The organism is Thermococcus sp. GR6 (assembly GCF_012027415.1).
Classification (GTDB): domain Archaea; phylum Methanobacteriota_B; class Thermococci; order Thermococcales; family Thermococcaceae; genus Thermococcus; species Thermococcus onnurineus.
On record NZ_SNUM01000002.1, the window covers coordinates 202,086 to 216,776 of the forward strand.

The 14,691-nt window shown below is 51.8% G+C and carries 15 protein-coding genes; 4 read left to right on the forward strand and 11 right to left on the reverse strand.

Annotated elements, in window-relative coordinates; translation table 11 throughout:
• Positions 1 to 33 precede the first annotated feature (33 nt).
• The 4 genes from E3E32_RS07300 to E3E32_RS07315 form a co-directional block, all read right to left on the reverse strand.
• A complete protein-coding gene (locus E3E32_RS07300; RefSeq protein WP_167731180.1) occupies positions 34 to 546 on the reverse strand; it encodes a YkgJ family cysteine cluster protein in 513 nt (170 codons plus the stop codon).
• Positions 547 to 578: 32 nt separating this feature from the next.
• Entirely contained in the window at positions 579 to 1,106 is a 528-nt protein-coding gene (locus E3E32_RS07305; RefSeq protein ID WP_167731181.1) for a hypothetical protein, read from the reverse strand.
• A 21-nt stretch (positions 1,107 to 1,127) separates the two neighbouring features.
• A complete protein-coding gene (locus E3E32_RS07310) occupies positions 1,128 to 1,721 on the reverse strand; it encodes a hypothetical protein (RefSeq protein ID WP_240910603.1) in 594 nt (197 codons plus the stop codon).
• A 257-nt stretch (positions 1,722 to 1,978) separates the two neighbouring features.
• Positions 1,979 to 3,757, reverse strand: coding sequence for a tRNA uridine(34) 5-carboxymethylaminomethyl modification radical SAM/GNAT enzyme Elp3 (locus E3E32_RS07315; protein ID WP_167731182.1), 1,779 nt, complete (start codon positions 3,755 to 3,757; stop codon positions 1,979 to 1,981).
• A gap of 132 nt (positions 3,758 to 3,889) precedes the next feature.
• Here E3E32_RS07315 and E3E32_RS07320 point away from each other — a divergent pair, with 132 nt between their 5' ends.
• Positions 3,890 to 4,645, forward strand: a complete 756-nt coding sequence (locus E3E32_RS07320; RefSeq protein WP_167731581.1) for a Nif3-like dinuclear metal center hexameric protein — start codon at positions 3,890 to 3,892, stop codon at positions 4,643 to 4,645.
• Here E3E32_RS07320 and E3E32_RS07325 read toward each other — a convergent pair.
• Genes E3E32_RS07325 through E3E32_RS07335 form a run of 3 tightly spaced genes read right to left on the reverse strand, consistent with a single transcriptional unit; the run spans position 4,620 to position 8,100 of the window.
• Positions 4,620 to 4,997, reverse strand: a complete 378-nt coding sequence (locus tag E3E32_RS07325) for a hypothetical protein (RefSeq protein ID WP_167731183.1) — start codon at positions 4,995 to 4,997, stop codon at positions 4,620 to 4,622. The genes E3E32_RS07320 and E3E32_RS07325 overlap by 26 nt on opposite strands.
• A gap of 18 nt (positions 4,998 to 5,015) precedes the next feature.
• Positions 5,016 to 7,745 carry an alanine--tRNA ligase gene (alaS, locus tag E3E32_RS07330; protein ID WP_167731582.1) on the reverse strand — a complete coding sequence of 910 codons (2,730 nt, stop codon included), beginning with the start codon at positions 7,743 to 7,745 and terminating at the stop codon, positions 5,016 to 5,018.
• Between the two features lie 58 nt (positions 7,746 to 7,803).
• Positions 7,804 to 8,100, reverse strand: a complete 297-nt coding sequence (locus E3E32_RS07335; protein ID WP_167731184.1) for a hypothetical protein — start codon at positions 8,098 to 8,100, stop codon at positions 7,804 to 7,806.
• 134 nt (positions 8,101 to 8,234) lie between these two features.
• Between E3E32_RS07335 and E3E32_RS07340 the strand changes: the two genes are divergently transcribed.
• Together E3E32_RS07340 and E3E32_RS10195 are read left to right on the forward strand one after the other, a co-directional pair.
• Positions 8,235 to 9,017, forward strand: a complete 783-nt coding sequence (locus E3E32_RS07340; protein WP_167731185.1) for a phospholipase D-like domain-containing protein — start codon at positions 8,235 to 8,237, stop codon at positions 9,015 to 9,017.
• Positions 9,018 to 9,050: 33 nt separating this feature from the next.
• Positions 9,051 to 9,176, forward strand: a complete 126-nt coding sequence (locus E3E32_RS10195; protein WP_255452926.1) for a hypothetical protein — start codon at positions 9,051 to 9,053, stop codon at positions 9,174 to 9,176.
• A gap of 4 nt (positions 9,177 to 9,180) precedes the next feature.
• Here E3E32_RS10195 and hisS read toward each other — a convergent pair whose 3' ends face one another.
• From hisS to E3E32_RS07360, 4 genes are all read right to left on the reverse strand, one after another.
• Positions 9,181 to 10,494, reverse strand: a complete 1,314-nt coding sequence (gene hisS / locus E3E32_RS07345) for a histidine--tRNA ligase (RefSeq protein WP_167731583.1) — start codon at positions 10,492 to 10,494, stop codon at positions 9,181 to 9,183.
• 62 nt (positions 10,495 to 10,556) lie between these two features.
• On the reverse strand, positions 10,557 to 11,174 hold the full coding sequence (locus E3E32_RS07350; RefSeq protein ID WP_167731186.1) for a MarC family protein: 618 nt from the start codon (positions 11,172 to 11,174) through the stop codon (positions 10,557 to 10,559).
• Between the two features lie 121 nt (positions 11,175 to 11,295).
• The gene (locus E3E32_RS07355) at positions 11,296 to 12,438 is read right to left on the reverse strand and encodes a cation:proton antiporter (RefSeq protein ID WP_167731187.1); all 1,143 of its coding nucleotides are present in this window, start codon (positions 12,436 to 12,438) and stop codon (positions 11,296 to 11,298) included.
• A 19-nt stretch (positions 12,439 to 12,457) separates the two neighbouring features.
• Entirely contained in the window at positions 12,458 to 13,003 is a 546-nt protein-coding gene (locus E3E32_RS07360) for an HPP family protein (RefSeq protein WP_167731188.1), read from the reverse strand.
• 157 nt (positions 13,004 to 13,160) lie between these two features.
• Between E3E32_RS07360 and E3E32_RS07365 the strand changes: the two genes are divergently transcribed.
• A complete protein-coding gene (locus tag E3E32_RS07365; protein ID WP_167731189.1) occupies positions 13,161 to 14,621 on the forward strand; it encodes an NAD(P)/FAD-dependent oxidoreductase in 1,461 nt (486 codons plus the stop codon).
• The last annotated feature ends 70 nt before the right edge of the window (positions 14,622 to 14,691 follow it).

The following is a 14,691-nucleotide window of genomic DNA, read 5'->3' on the forward strand; positions in this document are numbered from 1 at the left end:
GGTTGGGGAAGCCGTTTATAAGGGTTAATCTTCTCAGTCGAGTTCCTCAAGCCGTTTGAGAAAACCCTCAATATCCGTCGTCTCTAATTCATGCTCAAACTCGATGCCGAGCTCAGCTATCTCCTCAGGAGTTATGACCCTCTCAGGCTCCTCAGGGTTTATTCCGGGGCAGTTCTCATCGTAGTAGAGCCAAAACCTTTCGCCTTTGTACTCGAAGGGCTCCTCCCCCTCAACTCCCAGGGGCTTTCTGGAGACCATGAACGGGTATATGCGGCAGATTACGGGATTTCTGTCATGGATTCTGCACTTGCCCGTCTCAGGGTCGTGAAAGACGCAGCCGAGGTCCCATTCACGGTAGGCCATGACGAAGCGAACCTTATCCCCGCCGGGAACCATAAGAACGAAGTCCTGAGGGTCGTAGCCAGCCTCGGCTATTTTCTGTATATCCTTAAGGGTTAGATAAATGAACCTCCCCCTGCAGCAGTCTAAGCAGTAGAGGCACCTGAACTTTACGGGCTCCTTGAAGGGTTTTGGTTTGAAGCGCATGAAAAAAAGTTATGGGGAACCCTTAAAAGGGTTTAGTCCCTGGGATAGGCAGCCTTAAAGGCACCCCAATCGGTTTCTTCGCCGTAGGTCACTGTGAAGTTCACCAGCTCATAGTTTTCCGGAGTTCCTTCGCGTTTGTAGACTATTATGTGGTAGCCGCTCTCCACGTACCAGTAAAAGGCGCTGCTTATCGCGAACAGATATTTGGGTATGACAAGTTCCCGGATACACTCCTCGGTCCTCACGTACTTCTGTCCTTCCCAGATGACGATGTCAAGACACCAGTCAGGATTCTGGAGCTTCAGAGTTACGGAGTCTCCATAGTCCTCGCTGCCCTTGAGGATGAGGTACTTCTGAAGGTCAACGGCGTTTTCCCAGCTGTACTTTCCAATGGTTATGTTCTCAAGCAGAATTATCTGGCCCTTCGGGGCAGCGACACCGTAGGGCACGGGCTTATGGGTAACTATGGGAGCAAGGAGATAGTAAAGGACAACTACTGCAATGATCACAACAGCGGAGAGGATCTTAATGGCCGACTCTGTCTCGTAGGAAATCCTCACAGGATCACCTCCAAACATGGATCAGGATTTACCAAGGGCAACCTTCAGGAAGCCATTTCCTGTCGTCTCCCCGTATGTTACCGTAAAGTTCACCAGCTCGTAGTTCTGCACTGGTCCTGTCTTGTGGAGCACGATTATATAGCCAGACTCAAGGTACCAGTAGAGTATCTCTCTTGCCTCATGGGTCGGGACTCTTCTGAAGGCGTACTGGCTTATCTGGATTTCCCGAGAACAGTTGTACTTCAGCTGCCAGCCGCTGGTGGAGCCCCCCCAGACCCATAGGTCGATGCACCAGTCAGAGGTAACCATCTTCATCGTAAGCGTATCGCCCATGTTATCGTTTCCCTTTAAGACCAGAATGTTGTTCTGGGACGTCATTGCGATGGCGTTTGTGTAGTTCACAGATCCAAACGTGAAGTTTTGAGCAAGGACTATCTGGCCCTTTGGAGCAGCAACGTCAAATGGATTAACCTGATGAGAGATAAGCGGGTAGTACACGATGAAGAATATCGCTATTCCAAACAGCAGGACTAGGAAGAGCACTTTTACCCTGAAAGAGATTTCGTAAGGAATGCGTATCTTCCTGTTCTTCTCCATCCTGAATCCCTCGTCCAAAGTAGGTTATCAATGTTCAAAAGATTTACGGTCTTGAAAAAGTTTGGACAAAGTCTTTAAATGTATTAGAGTAATTTTAAATACCAAATGAAGACGATACGATGGAGCAGGAAGACGTCAAGAGAAACTGAGTATACCGGCGATTGGGCTGATATTTGCAACCCCGGAACGGCTGGCTGTTCATGATGCTCAAAAGAGTATCATAAAAGTCCTGGGGAAGGGAGGCCCCAGCCACATAAGCCTTTTTATCTGTTCCTTTAAGTGTTTAAGTGTGCGTCGAAGCTTTTGCTCTTGCCGAAGTCTGCGTAGCTTTTGTCAAGCCTCTTGGCAACGTACGGACCGTTCTTCCGATAGCCAAACTTACGATAATACTCCCTCACACCTACGCCGCTTATTACGAGCATCTTCTTGACGTCAAACTCCTCGCGGGCAATCCTCTCCGCCTCAGCAAGAAGCTCCCGTCCATAGCCGCGATGCTGCCACTCGTACTTCGGTCTCCCCCCAATCGGCACGAGCGGACCGTAGACATGGAGCTCCCTGACAATGGCTGAAGGACAGCAGTTTATCTCCTTCCGATGGGCTTTTTCACTCGGAATTCTCAGGCGGAGGAAGCCTATGAGGATGTCATTCTTCGTATCCTCAAAGCTGAGGAATATCTCTTTACCGCCAGCTGCATCGTAGTCCTCCCTAAGAAGCTCGATGTGCTCCATCTCAGGCTCCACACCGAACTTCTGCATCATATGGCCAACTTCTCTAAACCTAATCTCCCTCGGGCGAATTCCTCTCTTAATCAGCTCGTTGAAGACGAGCTGCCCAAGGTTGGAGTGCTTGACACCGTCGACGATGAGCTTTGCCGGGATGTCGCGCTGGATTCTCATGACGCGAACCCACTTGGGGAAGAGCTTGTAGGCCTCGACGAGAAGCTCAACGGCTTCCTCCGTGCGGTATGGCCGGTATTTACCTTCCCTCCACCAGCGGTAGAGAGGAGCGTCGGCAGTAATAAGGGTCGGGTATACCTTCAGCATGTCCGGTCTGAAGCGAGCATCCTCGAATATTGCTCTGAAGGTATACAAATCCCTCTCGAAGTTGCTCCCAGGCAGACCTGGCATTATGTGGTAGTTTATCTTCAACCCAGCGTCGCGGAGGAGCTGGGTAGCCTTAACTATCTCCTCGACACAGTGGCCGCGCTTGGTCCTCTCGTGGATGAAGTTGAAAATCGTCTGAACACCGAGCTCAACGCGCGTCGTTCCCAGCTTGAGCATCCTGTCAATCTGCCTTTCGAAGGCCCAGTCCGGGCGGGTCTCTATCGTTAGCCCAACCATTCTCACCTTAGCCTTCTCGTTCTTCCTCTGCTCATCTTCGAGATAATAGTAGGGCTTTCTGTGGGTCTTCTCCCAGGCCTCCTTGAACTTCGGATCCTCATCAAGAACGGACTTATCTCCGTGGACTATCAGGCGGACGAGCTTCTCCTCGAGGTTTTCTATGTCCCTGAAGTGAGGGAAGTCGTTCATGGCCTTGAAGGCGCATTTGATGAACCACTCCTGGTAATCCAGATCAACCGCGGGAAAAGTTCCTCCTTGGATTATGACCTCGACCTTATCCACGTCGTGGCCTATGTCAGTGAGCTGCTTTAGCCTGCGCATCATGATGATATAGGGGTGGTAAGCGCTCTGGACGGCCCTTAGAGCGGAAGGTTCTTTTCCAGTGTAGCTCTGAGGAGAGCCAACGCTCGGACCGCCCGGGCAGTAGATGCAGCGTCCATGGGGGCAGGGGAAGGGCTTGGTCATCATGGCAACGACTGCAACGCCGCTTATCGTTCTGGTCGGCTTCCTCTTGAGCAGATCCCTAAAGCGGTCGCGCTCTTCCTCAGGTATAGCCTTCAAGATGTCCGAGTTGCCGGGAATTTTGGAGAGGTGATACTTCCTAGAGACGATTATCTTGTAGCGGTTAAGCTCGTCCCGCGTTTTAATCTCGCCCGCCAAAACTGCCCTCGCAAGCTCCTCAACCGCTCGTCTGAAGTTGTCACTCTCACTCATACCAACACCTCTCGGAGCGAGTTGGGCAGGCCTTTTAAAAGGTTAGCTGGTCGGAGATGTTGCCCGAGATATTCAGTATAGTGAATACGGAGACGTTAAAAGCTCTCGGGGGGATTAAGTTTGGTGGTCGAAATGGTCGCGCGAGACGAGATAGTCGCATTTCTCAACGAATACCTCAACATTAATGCCTTCCCTGACAAGTCAAAGAACGGTCTCCAGGTAGAGGGAAAGGAGGAAGTTGAGAGGATAGCCTTTGCCGTTGACACGACGCTCAGAACGATAGAGAGAGCCGCCAGGGCCAAAGCCGACATGATGATAGTCCACCACGGCATGATATGGGGTGGCATAGACTACGTGACCGGAGTGACATACCGCAGGCTTAAGGCGCTCTTCGATGCTGGCATGAACCTTTACGTAGCCCACGTGCCTTTAGATGCCCATCCTGAGGTCGGAAACAACGTCCAACTACTCAAACTTCTCGGGCTTGAACCGAAGGAACCCTTCGGCGAGTACGGAGGGATCACGATAGGCTACATCGGGGAGTTTGAGGAGGCAAAGCCGGTAGAGGAAGCCGCACAGGTTCTCGCGGAGAAGCTGGACACGACAGTTAAGACCTACGAGTTCGGGGTGAGGGAGATAAGACGCGTTGGAGCCATAACAGGCGCTGGCGGCTTTGCACTGGAGGAAGCAAAAAGAAAGAACGTTGACCTATTCGTTCTCGGAGAGTTTACACACGCCAACTATTTAACCGCCTTGGATCTTGGGATAAGCGTCGCGGTTGCTGGCCATTACAAGACCGAAACGCTAGGCGTAAAGGCGCTGATGCCGCTCGTTAAAGAGAAGTTCGACGTTGAGGTTTTCTTCATCGACGAGCCAACTGGACTTTGAGCTCGTCTATCCTTTTCAACATCTCCCCGTCGTTCACAAATTCCAATCGAAGGCCAAGTTCCTTAACATACCCCTCAACCCATCCCAGTTTCGGCTTTTTGAAGGGTGTTACTATCCAGAGCTCCCGGAAGCCTGCGCGATGCGCCTTCACGGCGTTGTAGAGAACCCTCTGGCGCATCCACTTAAACGATGCCTCGAGCTCAATTGCGACCAGCTTTTCCTCACCGTTTAGAACCGCTATGTCTATCCTACTGCCATCTTCCGTCTTGTATTCGGGGATTGCCGTTAGTCCGAGCTCTTTACAAAGCTCAACGGCTTCCCTCGTCAGGGTCTTGACCTTGATTTTGACCACCAAGAAAAGTTTGAAAAATCAGCCGAGGCGCTTCTTCACCTCGGCTATAGCCTCCTCGGCCTTCAGTGGGTTCTTTATCCTGCCCTGGGCGAGCTCCTTCCTTCCACCCCCGCCACCGCCGGCGACGCTGGTAATTACCTTCGCAAGCTCGCCAGCCTTAAGGTCGAGGCCATCGCCAACGGCAACGACGAAGTGGCCTTCCCTGCTAATGAGGAGGACAACTCTCTTATCCTTCCTGAGCTTGTTTGCCGCCTCGCGGAGGTCGTCCATGGTTCCCTCAACGACTGCGCCAATGAACTCAACTTCCCCGACCCTCTCGATTTTGTCCTCAAGTTCGTAAACGAGGAGCTTCGCCAGCTCCTTCCTGAGCTTCTCAACTTCCTTCCTTGCCTCCTTCCACTCGTTGAAGAATCTCTCGGCAGTCTCTGGCAGCTTCTCGGGCGGGACGCGGAAGACCTCACTTGTCCTCTTGAGGATTCTCTCAGTTTCTTGCATCCAGTTTACGGCGGCCTCTCCCGCGGCGAAGATTATCCTCTCAACACCGTCCTGTATGCGCTCGGTTCTCAGGATTTTAATCGGGCCTACAAGGCCGGTGTTCGGCAGGTGGGTTCCACCACAGGCCTGAACGTCCCAGTCTTCTATCTTGAGCACCCTGATAATCCTGCCTGGCACAACTCCGCCCTGATAAAGCCTGAAGCCGTACTTCATCTCGGCTTCAGTCCTTGGAAGCCACTCCCAGGTTACCCTTCTGTTCTCCATAACTATCCTGTTGGCGAGCCTCTCTATCTCCCTGAGCTCCTCCTCGGTTATGCGCTTGTAGTGGGATATGTCCAGCCTGGCCCAGTCGGTATGGAGCTGAGAGCCAGCCTGCCAGACGTGCTTTCCGAGAACCCTAACCAGGGCACCCATGAGGACGTGGGTTCCCGTGTGGTGGCGCATGTGCTGGATTCTCCTGTCCCAGTTGATCCTTCCGTGGACGGTCATACCCTCCTTGAACTTCTCGGGCTCCTCGACCCTGTGGAGGATAATCTTTCCGACCTTCTGGACGTTGGTAACTTTAACTCCGTTCAGCTCGCCCGTGTCGTAAGGCTGACCGCCGCCCTCGGGGTAGAATGCAGTCTGGTCAAGAACGACCCAGTCATCAATTACCCTGAGAACCTCCGCGTCGAACTCCTTCATAAACGGGTCCTCGTAGTAGAGTGTCCTCGTGTCAGGCAAACCCTTCACGAGTTCGAAGTCAACGACGTACTGGGCGGCCTCCTTCTTTTCTTCCTTCTCGGCCTCCTTGGCGACGAGGGTGTAGAAGTTGTCGGGTATGTGGACCTTAACACCCTCCTTCTGAGCTATTTCCGCCACTATCTCCGGCGTCAGCCCGTGGCTCTCGTAGAATAGGATGAGCTTTTCAAGCGGAATCTCGTTTTCACCCTTCTTCTTGAGTTTGGCTATCTCGCGCTTCACCAAGTCGCTTCCGCGCCGGAGGGTTTCAGCATAGCGCCTTTCTTCGATGTTAATTATGTCGAGTATGACGTCCTCCATCTCCTTAAACTCAGGGAAGCTCGGCGAAAGCTCCTTGATGTGCATGGCAACGATCTCCGCCAGCGGCATTTCCAGACCAAGCTCGCGGAGGTGCCTTATGCTCTTCCTTATGAGGAGCCTGGCAAGGTAGCCCGCCTTGACGTTGGACGGGATGACTCCATCGGCGAGCATGAAGGTTAGGGCCTTGGTGTGGTCAGCTATCGCATAGATAAGCTCGTAGGGCCTTACCAGCTTCTCCAGCTCCTCAACGCTTATGCCGACGCGTTTGGCAACTTCCTGGCGGAGAACCCTCAAATCTCCCATGTCCTCGATGTCGAACATTCCGGCCAGTTTAGAGTTCTCCATGAGGATTCTCGCGTCTATCTTCTCTATTCCAGCTTCACGCTTGAGGGGCTCTATGACGTAGCCGAGGACGGCATCGTAGGCTGTGGGAGTACCCTGGCTCATCCAGACAAGCCTTTCAAGGCCGTAACCGGTATCAACGACCATCGTTTCCATCGGGACATACTTGTCGCCCTTTATCTCAACGACCTGACTTGGGTCAGCGTTTTCAGGAGCTTTCTTGTACTGCATGAAAACTAGCGTTGCAACCTCAAGACCCCTGTAAAGGACCTCGAAGGCAGGTCCGGCGTTTCCACCGCCAGCCCAAGGGTTCTCCTTGAAGGTTATGTCCTCGGCCTTCATGCCGAGCTCCTTGGTGAAGAACTCGAAGGCGAGCTCAACCGTCTCGTCCATCCAGTATATAGGCTTGCCAGGGTAGTTGAAGGCGTGGTGCGCCATCATCTCAAATATCGTGAAATGCCTGCCGGTTATTCCAACGTTGTCTATGTCGGTAAAGCGAATCGAGGGCTGTGAGATAGTGAGCGGATTGGCTGGAGGATCGGCTTCACCGCTGATTACCCACGGCTGGAAGTCCATGATTGAAGCACCAACGAGGAGAACGTCGTCCCTCCATCTTGGCAGAACGGGATAACGCTTCACCCTTCCGTGGCCATGCTTTTCAAAGAAGCTCAGGAACTTCTCACGCATCTCGTCGAGGGTGTACTTCTTCGGAATGCCGGGCTTACCGATGAATCCATACTCGTCACACGGCGGGTCTCCGCAGGTTTTCCTCTCTGGGTCGAGCGTCCAGAAGAACTTTCCGCACTTGGGGCACTGCTTTCTCATCCACCCTTCCTCTTTAAACATGCGCGTGGTCATGTCCATGCTCATGAGCATCACCTCTTTTTAAGCTGAAGTAAAAAGAGCCGGAGCCTAATTAAGGTTTTTGTTAGTCTTTCAAATCAGCTTCGAGGTCAACGTCCACATCCTCAAATTGCTCCTCATCAACGACAACAAGAGGGACTTTGAGCTTTGCAAGGAGCTCCTTAAGGCGTTTCTCGCGGCGCTCCATCATCTCAACCTTGTGTCTCAGACTGGTGTTCTCTATGGCGAGCCTATTAGCCTCGTCGACCTTCAGGTTGAGCTGCATTCGGAGCTCGACTATCTGCTCCTCCAGTTCAATGATGGAACGCTCCAACCTCTCAATCTCCTTGAGATACTCCCGACAGATCCTCCTCTTTATCATAGCGGTCAGCCCCGCGAAACCTCCTCACCAATCAGGGGGCTCCAGACTCATCATCCCAACGACTTTGGCCGTTCATGGTTTTAACGGTTGTCCTACGTTAAGGTTAAATTCACAAGTTGGATGTACACCATTGGATGGTGGTACGCGTGAAGAAAGCTCTGGCATTTCTGCTTATCATAACTGTTCTATCAGCGGGCTGTCTGGGTGGAACTCAAACCGTGACAACCACCATAACTGAAATCCAGAACCATACACTCACTGTTACCCACACCTTCACTGAAACAGTAACCGAAACCCATACCAAGGTAAAAGTGATAGAGCCTGAAATCAACGTCACCGAGCTAATCGAGAATCTTAGCTTGTGCGTCTCAAAGCTCTCCGAGCTTAACTCTACACTGGAGAAAACGGAAGCGGAGCTTGGCTCTATCAGAGGAAAATACGCGAGCTGTTTGCTCCAACTGGAAACAGGGAACAAGACCGACGTTGAGCTACTCACCGAAAAGGAGTATTACTACGCGGTACTCGATGCTATAAACCACGCCAGCGAAAGTGTTTACGTAATGATGTTCTCCATGAAGTACGACCCCGCGGACAGCTTCGACTGGGCAAACGACCTCATAAGAGCTCTGGCGGAAGCCGAAAAGAGGGGAGTCAGCGTTCATGTCCTCCTCGAGGACTCCTCGGACATCAATCAGGCCGCCTACGATTACCTGAAAGCCAACGGCGTGGATGTTTCTTTTGACTCACCCGAAACGACGCTTCACGCTAAGGTGGTGGTGATAGACGGGAAAATAGTCTTCCTCTGGAGTCACAACTGGAGCGAGAGCGCCCTCTACTGGAACCACGAGGTCAGCATCAAGATAGTCTCTGAAGATCTCGCCCAGAGCCTGATTAACTACTTCTGGAGCATCCGCTAAGGCTTTAAATTCACTCCCCCAACATTTTTCGTGGTGAAGATGATGGAGTCACTGAAGAGGGCCTACTGGAAGTGGCGCTCCCGCTGCCCCTTCGTCAGAAAGCTCGAAGAGTGGAGGATGAAAAGAAAGGCGAATAAATTCGAGATAAAGAGAAGGTGAGGGTTTATCCCCCAAGAAGCTGCGAGAGCTCTTCTGGGGCCCTTTCAATTTTAACGGCTATCTGTTCACCGCTCTCCATGTCCCTTATCGTGACCTTGCCCTCAGCCAGATCCTTCTTGCCGACTAAGATGACGTAGGGCACGCCAAGCCTTCCTGCATAATCTAAGGCCTTCTTGAGTTTTCTGCCCATGAGGTCGTAGTCGGCCGTGATGCCTTTCTTCCTAAGGCTCTGAGCTATTTCAATGGCCTTCGCCCTGAGCTCAAGCTCTTTACCGATTGGAATCACGTAGACGTCTGGCCTGAGCTTCGGCTCTGGAATCAGGCCCCTCCACTCAAGGATCGGGATGAGGCGCTCTATTCCTATGGCAAAGCCCGTCGCTGGAGTTGGCTTTCCGCCGAAGACCTCTATGAGGTTGTCGTAGCGGCCACCTCCACCTATCGAGCCTATCCCAAGGTCGTTTGGCACTATCGCCTCAAAGACGACGCTCGTGTAGTAGTCGAAGCCCCTGGCTATGCCGAGATCTATGAGTATGAAGTCGTAGACGCCGTAAGCCTTGAGGAGATCCACAAGCTCGTAGAGGCGTTTTATTTCCTCCCTTGCCTTCTCACTCGTGAAGAGCTCCTCCGCCTTCGGGAGAACCTCGTCAGGCTTCCCTTTTATCCCTATAAGCGCCAGAACCTTCTCGATGCCCTCGTCGCTTAGACCGAACTCTCTCAGAGATCCTATGAAGTCTTCCCTGCTCATTTTGTCCTTCTTGTCGATGAGCCTCATCAAACCAACGTCATCACTAACGCCGAGCATCCTCGCGAACTCGTCGAGCAGAATGCGGTCGCCGATGTTGACGGTGAACTCCCTGAGGCCTGTCGCGAGGTAGCTCTCGACGAGGAGGGCTATGACCTCAGCGTCGGCCTCGACCTTATCGCTACCGATGAGCTCGACTCCAGCCTGCCAGAACTCTCTATAACGGCCGCTCTGAGGTTCTTCATACCTGAACATGTTGGCAATGTAGTACCACTTCACTGGCTTTGGTGCGTTCTGGAACTGGTTGACGAACAGGCGTGCTACGCTCGACGTCATGTCAGGCCTCAGCGAAAGGTTCCTGCCGCCCTTGTCCTCGAAGGCATAGAGCTGCTCCACAACCTCCTCACCGCTCCTCAGCTGAAAGAGGGCGGTGTATTCGAAAGTCGGTGTGAGTATCTCATGAAAGTTGTAGCGCTCGAAGACGTCCCTTATTCTCTCGAAGACCCATCTCCTCTTCGCCATCTCCTCTGGCAGGAGGTCTCGCGTTCCCTTTACCTTCTCGAGCCTAACATTCATCCTCAACCCTCCGCTCTGGAAAAAGAATATGGGGTTAAAAGGTTAGCCCAAAAAATTTTTCGTTATGGCGAAACTGAAGTCATGAGCAGATAGATGCCAACAACCCCCTGAACCATCATCTGCGCTCCAATGGCCATCGTGAACATACCAATTATCCTGATGAAGACACCGAGCGTTGTTTTGCTGATGTTCTTGATAACGTATAGGGTAAGGAACATCACGAGGGCTGTAAGGAGTATAGCAATGAATATAGCAGCGGTGGCATGATAGATTCCCTTCTCGGCTGTGAGGGTTATTGCCGTTGTTATAGCTGCTGGGCCGGCTATCAACGGGGTAGCCACTGGTACGGCGGCCAGAGCAAGGATGTTTTTCTCCTTTTTGAGGGTTATCATGCCACCGCTTTCGAGGGCCTCAAGGCCTATCTTGAAGAGGACAAATCCACCCGCAACACGGAGGGCGTTGATGTCTATATGGAAAATTTCCTGGAGGATTATCTGACCAGAAACAGCGAACAGGAAGAGAAGAAGAAATCCTATGAGGTTTGCCCTCACGATGAGCGCCCTTATATCCTCTATATGGAAGTCTTCACGCAGCAGGCTAACCAGGAGTATCTTATCGCTTGGGTCTATCATTATGAGCATGAAGAGGGCCGAACTCAGTATCGCCGTGAACTCGCTCATAGCATTTCCTCCGGCAAGGATTTTATAAACCTATGCCCTAAAGTGTGCACGCGATGATGCACTACGCTCTCTTCGAGCAACCGGCACTGACGGAAGGATGAAGAGCACTCGGTTGGCTGATCTAGTCCCTCGTGAAGGCCCACTTGAGGAGAGGCGGCGTCACGAGAGTCGTTGCCATTACCATTGCTATTGCCATTGAAAAGGCTGCTCTATCGAGAACCCCCTCCACCAAACCTATGTTGGCCATGATCAGGCCAACCTCCATGCGTGGAATCATGCCAATCCCAATCTGAAGGGCTTCTTCCGGCTTGAATTTTGAAAGAAGCGCTCCAACACCGCAGCCAAGAACCTTGCCGATGACTGCCAGGAGGGAATAAACGAGAGCGAAGGTTCCCGCAGTGAAAATTACCTTGGCGTTGGTCTCTGCGCCCACCCCTACAAGAAAGATGGGGATAAAGAATGCATAGCCAATGGTGATTATTTTGTCCGTTATCTTACGGGCATCCCCACTCCCGGCAACGAGGATTCCGGCCAAGTATGCCCCGGTTATGGCTGCTATCTGGAAGTATTCTGCCAGGTATGCAAAGAAGAGCATCACGACAAGTGCAACCGTGGTGACAGTCTCAGGGAGGTTTATCCTATGAGAAGTCTTCAAGAGCTTTTTAATGGCCCTCTTACCAAGCAGATAGCTCAAAACAAAAAATGCTGCTATTTCCATGAGGATTATTTCTATATCTTTCGCATAGACTGTGCCCTTCGTATTGATGGCCACAAGGATTGTAAGGATTATTATACCCAAGACATCGTCAACAACGGCAGCTGCAAGGATAGTGGTTCCGACCCTTGTGCGGAGCTTCTTGAGCTCCATCAGGACGTTAACGGTCAGGCTTACGCTGGTTGCAGTCATGACACCACCAAGAAAGAGGGCCTGCATCTGGGGATAGCCCCATTTAAAAGCTATTGCGTAGCCTAGGAGGAATGGAATCGCGACACCCAGAACAGCTATGAGAAATGCGGGCAGTCCCACACGCTTGAACTCCTCGATGTCGGTTTCAAGTCCTGCCAAAAAGAGCAGCATTACCACGCCCAAATCAGCTATCAGCCTAATGCCCTCATCATATGTGACAAAATTGAGAAGTGAAGGGCCAAGAAGTATTCCACCAACTATCTGACCCAATGCAGCTGGAAGTCCGAGACGCGAGCTAATGTATCCGGCGAGCTTTGCCGTTATTAGGATCACTGCCAGCTCTAGGAAGACGTCCATTTCAATCCCCATCGTTCGGCTATAACGAAACTAGGCGGATAAGCCGAATTATGTCCTTGACCTCGAGGATACCATGAACCTTTCCCTCTTCGTCCACAACAGGCAGGTGATGCTTTCCGGTTTCAATCATCAGCCGTATTGCGTGACCAAGATCATCGTTCACGTTGATCGTTATCGGCTTGGTTACCATTATATCCTCAACTTTTGTGGCTCTAGTCATGGAGTACCTCTTCAGCAACCCAAAGCCCACTATTGAGTGTCTCCTTGGCGGGTCGAAGAAGTGAAGTATGTCCTTCATAGTTACGAAGCCAATCAACCTGTCCTCGTCATCTACAACAACCGCAGAGCTCTCCTCCTCGCTCATACTCTCGATAAGGGTTACGAGAGAATCACTAGGACGGAGCTTGAGAAAGTCCTTGTCCATCACTATTCTAACCGGAACCTTCTCTATGTAGCGAATGTTGTGGCTCAGCTCCTCCTTTCTCCGGAGCTGGAGAAGCTTCCTCTTGCTGTGGATTATCTTTATCTTATTTGCCTTGGCTTTATCCGATTTCTCTCCGACCATACTCCCACTGAAAGTTGTACTACTCAATTCTGTTTAAAGGTTTCGGGAAATTATTTAAAATTCAAATGTCAAAAATTTCCCAATAATTTGGCGATATTAACCAAAAACTTGCCAAAAAGTTTTTAAGGGATTAACCTTAAATCCCGACAAGGGAAATATGGTTTCTGGAAAGAGGTACGACGTTGTGATCATCGGAGCCGGTCCCGCAGGTCTTTTCGCAGCCTACGAACTGGTAGAAAAGAGCGATTTTAAGGTTCTAATAATAGACGAGGGCGGAGACATCAATCAGCGCGTCTGTCCCATGTATGAGCTCGGCTACTGCATTGGCTGCCAGCCCTGCCACATAATGAGCGGCGTTGGCGGTGCGGGAGGACTGAGCGACGGCACCATCAATCTCCGCCCGGACATAGGCGGTGATCTAAGAGAGCTCACAAACGACGAGAACTACGCCTGGCAGCTCGTCTGGGAAGTCGACCAGATTTTTCTGAAACACAAGGCCCCAAAAAATCTGTTCAAAGGCAATCCCGAGCAGGTAAAGTATTGGGAGCAGAGAGCCGCTCAGGCCGGCGTCAAGTTCATCCCCATCATCCAGAGGCACATCGGCTCGGACAGAACGCCCGAAGTCATCGATGACATAAAAAAGCACCTCGAGGGCAAAGGCGTTGAGTTCCTTCTCTGGACGAAAGCTCTGGAGTTCGGCCAGGGATGGGTGAAGGTCAGGCGCGGGAAGGACATCTTCATCATAAACACCCGTTATATTATCGTCGCCCCCGGAAGGGGAGGAGCGGACTGGTTCCACGACGTGGCCAAGAAGATAGGCCTCAAAGCAAAGCACGGACCCATCGATGTAGGCGTCCGTGTCGAGGTTCCTGCCATAGTGATGGAGCCCATAACGAGCATAAACCACGACCCCAAGTTTCACATCTATACGGACACCTATGACGACTTCGTGAGAACCTTCTGCACCAACCCAAACGGCTTCGTCGTCGAAGAACGCTACGACGGCTACGTTGGAGTAAACGGCCACTCAATGCACGAGAAGAAGAGCAACAACACCAACTTCGCCTTCCTAAGCAGGATTGAACTCACAGAGCCAGTCGAGGATACCACCGCATACGGAAAGAGCATAGCGCAGTTAGCCACGACCCTCGGCGGAGGAAAGCCCCTCCTCCAGAGGCTCGGCGATCTAAGGCGTGGAAGGAGGAGCACATGGAGCAGAATAAAGAGAAGCGATGTCGAGCCAACACTCAAGCACGTTACTCCAGGAGACATCGCGATGGCCCTACCTCACAGGGTCGTCACCAACATCTTAGAAGGCCTGGAGAAGCTCGACAAGGTTCTGCCCGGGGTTGCCAGTGACCATACTTTGCTCTACGCACCTGAGATCAAGTACTACGCCATGCGCGCCGAGGTTGATGAGAACCTCGAGACAAGTATAGAGAGAATCTTCGCCGCTGGAGATGGTGCGGGCCTCAGCAGGGACATAGTCAATGCCGCCGCGACGGGTCTTCTGGCCGCGAGGGGCATACTCAAGAAGGAGGGCCTTTACACGGAGAAGGACTTCAGGAAGCCAGGTAATTGGAGGACAAAAGTGGAATCTCTTAAGCCTGAGGAGTAAGTTTTTAACCGCCCTTTCGTTTTTCTGTTAAGGTGAAAAGATGGAGCTATTGAGCGAGGTGCGTACAAGA

What these genes read in the sequence shown, in the direction of transcription:
- E3E32_RS07300 (WP_167731180.1), bottom strand. Translation starts at nt 546, where the DNA reads ATGCGCTTCAAACCAAAACCCTTCAAGGAGCCCGTAAAGTTCAGGTGC.
- E3E32_RS07315 (WP_167731182.1), bottom strand. Translation starts at nt 3,757, where the DNA reads ATGAGTGAGAGTGACAACTTCAGACGAGCGGTTGAGGAGCTTGCGAGG.
- E3E32_RS07320 (WP_167731581.1), top strand. Translation starts at nt 3,890, where the DNA reads ATGGTCGCGCGAGACGAGATAGTCGCATTTCTCAACGAATACCTCAAC.
- alaS (WP_167731582.1), bottom strand. Translation starts at nt 7,745, where the DNA reads ATGAGCATGGACATGACCACGCGCATGTTTAAAGAGGAAGGGTGGATG.
- E3E32_RS07335 (WP_167731184.1), bottom strand. Translation starts at nt 8,100, where the DNA reads ATGATAAAGAGGAGGATCTGTCGGGAGTATCTCAAGGAGATTGAGAGG.
- E3E32_RS07340 (WP_167731185.1), top strand. Translation starts at nt 8,235, where the DNA reads ATGGTGGTACGCGTGAAGAAAGCTCTGGCATTTCTGCTTATCATAACT.
- hisS (WP_167731583.1), bottom strand. Translation starts at nt 10,494, where the DNA reads ATGAATGTTAGGCTCGAGAAGGTAAAGGGAACGCGAGACCTCCTGCCA.
- E3E32_RS07350 (WP_167731186.1), bottom strand. Translation starts at nt 11,174, where the DNA reads ATGAGCGAGTTCACGGCGATACTGAGTTCGGCCCTCTTCATGCTCATA.
- E3E32_RS07355 (WP_167731187.1), bottom strand. Translation starts at nt 12,438, where the DNA reads ATGGACGTCTTCCTAGAGCTGGCAGTGATCCTAATAACGGCAAAGCTC.
- E3E32_RS07360 (WP_167731188.1), bottom strand. Translation starts at nt 13,003, where the DNA reads ATGGTCGGAGAGAAATCGGATAAAGCCAAGGCAAATAAGATAAAGATA.
- E3E32_RS07365 (WP_167731189.1), top strand. Translation starts at nt 13,161, where the DNA reads ATGGTTTCTGGAAAGAGGTACGACGTTGTGATCATCGGAGCCGGTCCC.